This is a genomic window from Paenibacillus terrae, assembly GCF_005217525.1.
Taxonomy (GTDB): domain Bacteria; phylum Bacillota; class Bacilli; order Paenibacillales; family Paenibacillaceae; genus Paenibacillus; species Paenibacillus terrae_C.
Genome location: NZ_PNXQ01000017.1, coordinates 19,476 through 19,822 on the forward strand (window position 1 = coordinate 19,476; position 347 = coordinate 19,822).

Below are 347 nucleotides of genomic sequence, written 5' to 3' on the forward strand. Positions count from 1 at the left end.
AGCCTCCTGGGGACTCTGCTGATCGTCCATATCCAAATGTAGTCGAACCTGATTCCGGCTGACCTCCAGTATTTTTCCTTCAATAGCGGCACCAATGATGGTTCGATTGTATATTTTAGGGACCATCAAGCCCGCCGACAGGGCGCACTCATACGACCAGGTCACCAAGCCACGAATCAATTGGCCTTCACGCTTGGTGATGACGTAGGTTTCGTGATTGCGCTTGACTTCATCTCCCAGTTGCAGCATCTGATCCCATTCAAAGGTGTATCGGGTGTAATCTCCGATGGCAGCCGATTTCCAGCCGTTCGCCTCCTGATCCAGATAGGGAGCGATCTTGCGTTGTA

The 347-nt window shown here is 51.6% G+C and carries 1 pseudogene; it reads right to left on the reverse strand.

Features of this window, described 5'->3' with window-relative positions:
* Nucleotides 1-347 (reverse strand): annotated as a pseudogene (locus C1I60_RS23385) (EndoU domain-containing protein); the annotation flags it as partial.